This window comes from Actinomyces sp. MRS3W (genome assembly GCF_032465695.1).
Taxonomy (GTDB): domain Bacteria; phylum Actinomycetota; class Actinomycetes; order Actinomycetales; family Actinomycetaceae; genus Actinomyces.
Genome location: NZ_JAWDJJ010000188.1, coordinates 20092 through 28442 on the forward strand (window position 1 = coordinate 20092; position 8351 = coordinate 28442).

6 protein-coding genes and 3 tRNA genes are annotated in these 8351 nt (G+C 67.3%); 8 read left to right on the plus strand and 1 reads right to left on the minus strand.

Annotation, left to right across the window (positions count from 1 at the left end):
• Nucleotides 1-330: 330 nt before the first annotated feature.
• From RWX45_RS07095 to htpX, 4 genes are all read left to right on the plus strand, one after another.
• Nucleotides 331-1818 carry an FAD-dependent oxidoreductase gene (locus RWX45_RS07095; protein WP_316023036.1) on the plus strand — a complete coding sequence of 496 codons (1488 nt, stop codon included), beginning with the start codon at nt 331-333 and terminating at the stop codon, nt 1816-1818.
• A gap of 215 nt (nt 1819-2033) precedes the next feature.
• Nucleotides 2034-3149, plus strand: coding sequence for an alanine dehydrogenase (ald, locus tag RWX45_RS07100; protein ID WP_316023037.1), 1116 nt, complete (start codon nt 2034-2036; stop codon nt 3147-3149).
• A gap of 159 nt (nt 3150-3308) precedes the next feature.
• Complete coding sequence (locus RWX45_RS07105) at nt 3309-5045, plus strand: alpha/beta hydrolase (RefSeq protein WP_316023038.1); 1737 nt, start codon at nt 3309-3311, stop codon at nt 5043-5045.
• A gap of 138 nt (nt 5046-5183) precedes the next feature.
• Nucleotides 5184-6050: a zinc metalloprotease HtpX gene (gene htpX / locus RWX45_RS07110; RefSeq protein ID WP_316023039.1), complete on the plus strand. Its 867-nt coding sequence runs from the start codon at nt 5184-5186 to the stop codon at nt 6048-6050.
• Between the two features lie 480 nt (nt 6051-6530).
• Here the strand turns inward: htpX and RWX45_RS07115 are convergent, their stop codons facing one another.
• The gene (locus RWX45_RS07115; protein ID WP_316023040.1) at nt 6531-7280 is read right to left on the minus strand and encodes a hypothetical protein; all 750 of its coding nucleotides are present in this window, start codon (nt 7278-7280) and stop codon (nt 6531-6533) included.
• A 182-nt stretch (nt 7281-7462) separates the two neighbouring features.
• Between RWX45_RS07115 and RWX45_RS07120 the strand changes: the two genes are divergently transcribed.
• The 4 genes from RWX45_RS07120 (at nt 7463) to rpmG (ending at nt 8080) form a co-directional block, all read left to right on the plus strand.
• Nucleotides 7463-7547, plus strand: a tRNA-Tyr gene (locus tag RWX45_RS07120).
• Between the two features lie 119 nt (nt 7548-7666).
• A tRNA-Thr gene (locus RWX45_RS07125) sits at nt 7667-7739 on the plus strand.
• A 38-nt stretch (nt 7740-7777) separates the two neighbouring features.
• Nucleotides 7778-7851 (plus strand) — tRNA-Met (locus RWX45_RS07130).
• 58 nt (nt 7852-7909) lie between these two features.
• Entirely contained in the window at nt 7910-8080 is a 171-nt protein-coding gene (gene rpmG / locus RWX45_RS07135; RefSeq protein ID WP_316023041.1) for a 50S ribosomal protein L33, read from the plus strand.
• Nucleotides 8081-8351 lie beyond the last annotated feature (271 nt).

The following is an 8351-nucleotide window of genomic DNA, read 5'->3' on the forward strand; positions in this document are numbered from 1 at the left end:
ACGGAATGTCTCGATTCTATATCGCTGGCGGTGCTGGTGGGCTTTGGCTTGCGGCAAGAGAGGGCCTCGGCCGCGGCGCGCCCGTCAGGTGGCCGACGACGTCCCGGGGCCTCCGGGCCACGTCGGGCGCCAGCCGCGTTATATGTGCCGGTTTGGGCACGTCACAAGTGCCGGTTTCGGCACGTTATAAGTGCCGGTCTCGGTGAGAGCAGCGGGACGCATACCACACCGCGGCCTGCGGGCGGCCGCATACACTTGGGCGGGCCTTCAACGCCGCGCCGCCGGTGCGCGTCGAGGCCCCGTCCGTGTAGCCGTCAGAAACGAAGACCAGTGAACGCACGCCCTCTCAATGTTGCCGTCATCGGAGCAGGTCCGGCAGGCATCTACGCCTCGGACATCCTGTCGAAGTCGGGGCTGGACGTGAACATCGACCTCTTCGAGCGCCTGCCCGCCCCCTACGGGCTCGTGCGCTACGGCGTCGCCCCGGATCACCCCCGCATCAAGCAGATCATCGTGGCCCTGTACAAGATCCTGCAGCGCGGGGACATCCGCCTCATTGGGAACGTGGAGGTCGGCCGCGACATCAGCGTCGCCGAGTTGCATGAGCACTACGACGCCCTCATCTTCTCCACCGGTGCCGACACCGACGCCCCCCTGGACATCCCCGGTATCGACGCGCCGGAGTCCTTCGGTGGCGCCGACTTCGTCTCCTGGTACGACGGCCACCCGGATCACCCGCGCACCTGGCCCCTGCACGCCAAGGAGGTCGCCGTCATCGGCGTCGGCAACGTGGCTCTGGACATCTCCCGCATCCTGGCCAAGCACGCCCGGGACCTCATGACCACGGAGATCCCCGCGAATGTGGCTGAGATCCTGGAGCAGTCCCCGGTCACCGACGTGCACGTCTTCGGTCGCCGCGGACCCGCCCAGGTCAAGTTCACCCCTCTGGAGTTGCGTGAGCTCGGCAAGCAGCCCGACGTCGACGTCACCGTCGACGAGGAGGACTTCGAGTACGACGAGGGCTCCCGCAAGGCGCTGGCCGCCTCCAACCAGCAGCGCCAGGTCGTCAAGGCCCTGGAGGGCTACGCGATGCAGGAGCCCGAGGAGCTCACCGCCTCCCATACCATTCACATTCACCTCTTCCAGGCGCCTGCCGAAGTACTGCTCGACGACGATGGGCACGTGCGCGCGCTGCGCACCGAGCGCACCCGGCTCAACGGCGACGGCACCGTCTCTGGGACGGGGCAGTTCAAGGACTGGCCGGTCCAGGCCGTCTATCGCGCCGTCGGCTATGCCGGCAGCCCCATCGAGGGCCTGCCCTTCGACGCCGAGCGGCACGTGATCCCCAACGCCGGTGGCCGCGTCATCGGCGCCGACGGCGAGCCCCTGACCGGCATCTACGCCACCGGCTGGATCCGCCGCGGCCCCGTCGGTCTCATCGGTTCCACCAAGTCCGACGCCCAGGAGACCATCACCAACCTGGTCGCCGACGCGCAGGCCGGCCTGCTGCACGCCACCACCGACGACGAGGCCCAGGTCGGACACGACGCTCTGCTCGCCCTCCTCGACTCGCGCGGCGTTCCCTACACCACCTGGGAGGGCTGGGAACTGCTGGATGCCTACGAGCGTGAGCTGGGGGAGAAGTTCGGCGAGGTGACGGTCACCGGCGGCGAGTCCAAACCGCGTGAGCGCGTCAAGGTCGTTGCCCGCGACGCCATGACCGCGATCTCCCGGCGCAGCGAGATTCCGGACGACCTCATCGGCGAGCCCGATGTGGACCGCGTGCCGGAGCGCGTCGCCCACCTGCTTGAGGGCTGACGGCGGGCGCTGGCCCGCACAGCTCGGGACGATTCCCGGCGGCGAGCGCGGGGCCGCGTCATTAGTGCCGGTTTCGGCATGTCACAAGTGCCGGTTTCGGTGAGGGAAGTGGGAGGCGGCGGGGCGGCGTCGTCGTAGACTGCTCCGCGCGGCCGTGCCTGCCTGCGGCATCCAGCCCACTCGGCCGCATGAGCACGTAGGAGAAGGCCCCACCCATGCGAATCAGCGTCCCCACTGAGATCAAGGACAACGAGTTCCGCGTCGCCATCACCCCGGCCGGGGTGCATGCCCTGGTTCAGAGGGGCCACGTGGTAACCGTCCAGGCCGGGGCCGGCCTGGGTTCGGCGATCCCCGACGCCGACTACGCCGCCGCCGGGGCAACCCTCACCGAGGATGTGGCTGGGCTGTGGTCCGAGGCCGACATGATCCTCAAGGTCAAGGAGCCGGTCGCTGACGAGTACGAGCTCATGCGCCCTGGGCAGCTGCTGTTCACCTATCTGCACCTGGCGGCCGACCGACCGCTCACCGAGGCCCTGCTCAGCCGTCGCGTCACCTCCATCGCCTACGAGACGGTCGAGACCGACGACGGCGGTCTGCCGCTGCTGGCTCCTATGTCGGAGATCGCCGGGCGTCTGGGGGCGCAGGTCGGCGCCAATGAGCTGCTCAAGCCGCGCGGCGGTTCCGGTGTGCTCCTGGGCGGAGCCGCCGGCGTGCGCGCCGGTCAGGTGGTGGTGCTCGGTGGTGGCACTGCGGGTCTGCGTGCCGCCCAGGTCAGCGCCGGCATGGGTGCGGACGTCACCGTTTTCGATGTGAGCCCCAGCCGCATGCGCTACATCGACGAGGTCACCGACGGGCGCATCCGCACCCGCTACTCCACCGAGTTCGACGTCGCCCGAGCTTGCGCGGATGCCGACCTGGTCATCGGTGCGGTGCTGGTGCCGGGCTCGCGCACCCCCAGCCTGGTCACTCACGAGATGGTGACCAACATGCGCTCGGGCAGCGTCCTGGTGGACATCGCCATTGACCAGGGCGGCTGCTTCGAGGACTCCCACCCCACCACCCACACGGACCCGACCTTCACCGTGGAGGGCATCACCTTCTATTGCGTGGCCAACATGCCCGGCGCAGTGCCCTACACCTCCACCTACGCGCTGACCAATGCCACCTTGCCCTACGTGCTGCAGCTGGCCGACTCCGGCTGGCAGGCGGCCTGCGCCGCCCGTGGCGACCTCGCTCGCGGCCTGACCACCCACGACGGCGTGCTGTACACCGAGGGCGTCGGCCAGGCCCTGGGCATCGAGGTTGGCGACCGCGCCGCCCTTCTGGCCTGAGCCCGCACGGGGCGCCGTCGTCGAACTCTGAGCGAGTGGGTACGGTGCTGCGTGCTCGCGCCGGGGGAGGACGGTCCTTCTTACGGAGGAGAACCGCGGTAGCAAGAACGCTCCACGAGACGGAGTTGCGAGCGTGCGCGGACCTCTAGAGTTCTGCACATGAGAATCACTTTCATTCCTCGATGTGCGGCGCTGACTCTGCCGCTGACAGTCGCGGCCATCTCCTGCCTGACGCTGGCCGCCTGCTCTCAGCCCGACCCTCGCAACGGTGCCGGGAGCTCTGGTGCGACGCCGGCCGCCGCTGTGACTGCTGCGCCGATTCCGCAGGGCCTGGAGAGCTTCTACACCCAGGATGTCGACTGGGAGGAGTGCGAGGGCGATGCGGACTACCAGTGCGCCATGGTTAAGGTGCCGTTGGACTACGACGACCCGACCGGCCAGGCCATCGACCTGTCTCTGAAGAAGAGCCCGGCCACTGACACCAACAAGATCGGTACCCTGTTCGTCAACCCTGGCGGACCGGGCGGCTCCGGCGTCGAACTCGTCGGTCAGGGGGCCGATGCGTTCTCCGACGACCTGCGCGCTCACTTCGACATCATTGGCTTCGACCCGCGCGGCGTCGGCGAATCCACGCCGCTCGTCTGCCTGAGCGAAGAGGAAATCAACGACGCGGTTGAGAGCCGAGTGGCCGGCGAGGATGAGGGCGGCTCCGGCGACGCTTCGCCCAGTAATGACGATGAGGAGGAGGCTGCTGCGGAGTCTGCACAAGCCTCCATTGCCTTCGGTGAGGAGCTTGCCGCCAGCTGCGAGGCGAACTCTCCCGTCCCGGGCATCATCGATCACATGGACACCGGTTCGGTGGCGCGCGACCTCGACGTGCTGCGCGGTCTTGCCGGTGACCCGCAGTTGTACTACTTCGGGACCTCCTACGGCACCTACCTGGGCGCGCGTTACGCGGACATGTTCCCCGCCAACGTCGCCCGCATGGTGCTGGACAGTGCGCAAGACCCGTCACTGACTCATGGCCAGCTCGAGGCGGATCAGGCCGTGTCCCTGGAGCAGAGCCTGCGCCATTACGTCGAGTTCTGCCAGTCCGGCGAGGAGTGCCCGCTGAGCGGTGATGTCGATGCGGGCATGGCGCAGATCCAGGCCCTCATCGAGCGGGCCAACATCTCCCCGCTCAAGGCGGGCGACAACGGGGAGACCATCACCGGCACCGAGATCAGCAACGTCGTCGGCCAGCTGCTGTATGACGACTCCGTCTGGGGTGCCCTGCACGCGGCTTTCACGCTTGCCATCAACGAGGGCGACGGCAGCGTCTTCAAGCTGCTGGGGGAGGTGCTGGCGGACCCGCCGGAGGAGGATACGGACGCCAATCCCACGAAGACGGCGGAGGCTGCGGTGAAGAACGAGGCCAACGAGCCCGCCATGCGGGCGATCGACTGCCTCGACTACCCGGTGAGCGGTGACCAGGCCGAGTGGGATCGGGAGGCGGCCACCACCAAGGAGGTTGCGCCGGTGCTCGGTGAGGGGCTGTCCTACGGCGACGCCTTCTGTCAGGGCTGGGGGCACAACTCCGACAATCAGCCCGCCCAGCTGCATGCCCAGGGGGCTGCACCGATTCTCGTCATCGGCATCACCGGCGACCCCGCCACGCCGTACAAGTGGGCCGAGGCGCTGGCCTCTCAGCTGGAATCCGGGCAGCTGCTCACCGTCAACGGCAACGGACACGGCGCCTACCTGCGCAAGGGGGAGTGCGTTGACTCGGCCGTTGACGCCTACCTCCTACGCGGTGAGCTCATCGAGGAGGGGCTGACCTGCGAGGCACCCACGGAGCTGGTGGATGTTGATGCAGAGGATGTGCAGGAGGAGACCCCGGGGTCGGGCGGACGGTGACTCCTCACGGTGCGCTCGTCTCCTGGCCGCCGTAGCTTCCCTGGTGGCAGGCCAACGGTGGGGTCCGGTTCTGGGAGGAGCCGGGCCCAACCGCGCTCTGTCAGGAATCGCACAGCGAGCGTTCATACACTCGCTGCCATGACCGGTACGAATCACCACAACGGGCTCAAGACCGCCGTGCTCATGGGCGGGCTGTGGGGCCTGCTGCTCCTCATCGGCTGGCTGCTGGCCCGAGGTACCGGGTCCGCGGTCTGGCTGTTCCTCATGCCGGCGATCGGCGTCGTGCAGACCGCCTACTCCTACTGGAACTCCGACCGCCTGGCGGTGCGCTCCATGGGCGCCGTTGAGGTGAGCGAGGCGCAGCAGCCGGTCATGTATGCGGTGGTGCGGGAGCTGTCGACGGCGGCCGGTCAGCCCATGCCGCGTCTGTACGTGGCGCCCACCATGAGCCCCAATGCCTTCGCCACCGGACGCAACCCGCAGCATGCCGCCGTGTGCTGCACCCAGGGGATCCTCCAGCTGCTCAACGAACGGGAACTGCGCGGCGTACTCGGCCACGAGCTGTCCCACGTGTACAACCGCGACATCCTCACCGGGTCCGTCGCCGCGGGCATCGCCGGGGTCATTTCCTCCATCGCCACCGGCATCATGTGGTTCGGTGGAGGCGGCAGGGATCGGCGTGACGGCAACGTCGTGGTGCTGCTGCTCCTGGCGATTTTGGCGCCGCTGGCCGCCAGCCTCACCCAGTTCGCCATCTCCCGCACCCGCGAGTACGACGCCGACCACGACGGCGCGCTGCTCACCAACGATCCGCTCGCCCTGGCCAGCGCCCTGCACAAGCTGGAAACGGGTGTTGCCGCCGCGCCTATGCGTCAGGACCCGCGTGTGGAACCGGTAAGCGCCATGATGATCGCCAACCCCTTCGGGGGCGTGAAGAATCTCTTCGCCACCCACCCGCCGATGGCGCAGCGCATTGCGCGGCTGGAACAAATGGCCGGGTACTGATCCCCGCCCTCAACACCGAAACCGGCACTTGTAACGCACCGAGACCGGCACTAATGACGTATCGAAACCGGTCGTTGTGGCGGTCATCCCGGGGGCCGACCGCATCTTGCTCCTTCGTGGTGCTGGCCAGCAGAAGAGCGGCGGGTGGTGACGCCTAGGCGCTGCCTGACGATTGTCGGTGTCGAAGGGTGTCGCGCGGAGCGTTGACGATTCGGCACTTGATCTGACGGTTCGTACCTTCGGTTCAACGCTTCGGCACGTAACCCGACGGTTCGGCACCCTAGCTGCCGAACCGTCAGCGGAAATGCCGAACCGTTGATACCAAGTGCCGAATCGTCATCGAAAGGTACGAACTGTCGATCCCGGCCGGGTTCCTTCCCGGCCGGAGCGCAGGGAACAGCGGAAGTCTCGGCACGTTACAAGTGCCGGTTTCGGCATGTTATTAGTGCCGGTTTCGGTGAGGGGAGCGGGCGGTAGAAGTCAGGACTGCGGATCGCCCAGGCAGAAGACGAAGTCGTTGGTGTCGGAGCCGGTGAGGTTGCCCAGGCCCTGAGCGGAGTCACTTTCGAAGTAGCTGAAGTTCCACTTGTACCAGGAGGTGTAGGCATCCTCGTCAACGCCCGCGGCCCGGCAGGCATCCCCCTCGGAACTCGCGGAGGCGACCGTGCCCAGATCCGTGTCGGAGACATCGGTGAGCACCTTGAGCACGGGGTAGGTGCCGGTGGTGCATTCGGAGGCCGTGGCCTGTTGAGTGCTCGCGTCGATGTCCAGGCAATCGCCCTCCTGCACGGAGTTGAGCGCCGTGGCGGGGTCCTCATCCACGCCGATCATGCACAGACCCAGGTAGGTGGTGGTCGTACCTTCCACGGTGGTGCAATCGGTGCCGGCTGGCGCTGTCACCTTGTAGGCGGCCTCGTCGGAGTCGCAGTCGACGACGTAGGTGTCAGTGCCGTTGGTCGACTTGCCCTCCGGATCCTGGATGCATTGCCCGGCGGTGGCTTCCTTCGCGGGGGTGCCCCGGTGGCCCGTGGCTACGCCAATAATGACGCCGACGACGGCGACGGCGAGGATGGCGATGGCAATGCTGATGGCGCGACGGTTCTTGTTGCCCTGACGGGTGGGCTGAGCGGGCTGCGGCTGCCCATACGGCGCCTGGCTGTACTGGGACTGGGCGGTGGGATGCTGGTTGGGGTCGTGAGCAGGGTCAGTAGGGGGCTGAGGTTGCGACATGGATACGACTCTAGGACGTTTGCAGGGAGTGCGGGGCGGAACGTGACGTCTCCATCGTGGCTGTGAGCAGGGTCCTACGGCCGGGATTGGCGCCCGCCGCCGTCGGCTTGCTATCCTTCCACGGCACCGAGCGACGTCGTGGGTGGGTATGAAAAGCCCCGCACGCGACAGGCGAAGTGCAAGGCGGGTTGCCCGAGCGGCCAATGGGAGCTGACTGTAAATCAGCCGCAGTATGCTACGGGGGTTCGAATCCCTCACCCGCCACCATGGTTGCGGCGTCTCCGGGCGCCCGGCCAGACCCGCCTCACGGGGTGGGCCGCGGTGAGCGAAGCCACGGGTAGTGAAGTTGCGTAGTCAATTCGGATCTGCCTAAAGTTCCGCTCGTTGCCCCGATAGCTCAGTCGGCAGAGCGTCTCCATGGTAAGGAGAAGGTCAAGGGTTCGATTCCCTTTCGGGGCTCTGACACTGCGGGGCCTTCGGGCCCCAACGTGTTCTCTGGCGAGGTAGCTCAGCTGGTTAGAGCGCACGACTCATAATCGTGAGGTCGAGGGTTCGAGTCCCTCCCCCGCTACGCAAGTTCGAGCATGGCACTCAACGGGCTGCTCGAGGATCAGTGAGAGGAGAGTGACGTGGCTAGCAAGTCCAGCGACGTTCGCCCCAAGATCACTCTGGCATGCTCGGAGTGCAAGGAGCGCAACTACATCACCAAGAAGAACCGCCGGAACACTCCGGATCGGCTCACGCTGTCGAAGTACTGCTCCCGTTGCGGGAAGCACACGGAGCACCGCGAGACCCGCTGAGTCATGGCGGTAGCGCGCAGCGCTGACACGGGCCCCGACGACGTCGCGTCGTCGGGGCCTTGTTGTACCCCGCCACTTCCGCTGGAGCGCGGTGCGGACATGGTTGACGCCATGGCCGCCGTCGTCGACGTGGTCTTGTCCTCCTGCCCGTGCGCGGGGAGCGCCGACGCCGTGAGCGGCGTGCAGGTACTCCTGCCCGCGATCCTGGCGCTGAGCCATCAGCGAGCCGACGCCTCCGACGACGGGGCGGTGGGCGGACTCATCCACCGCC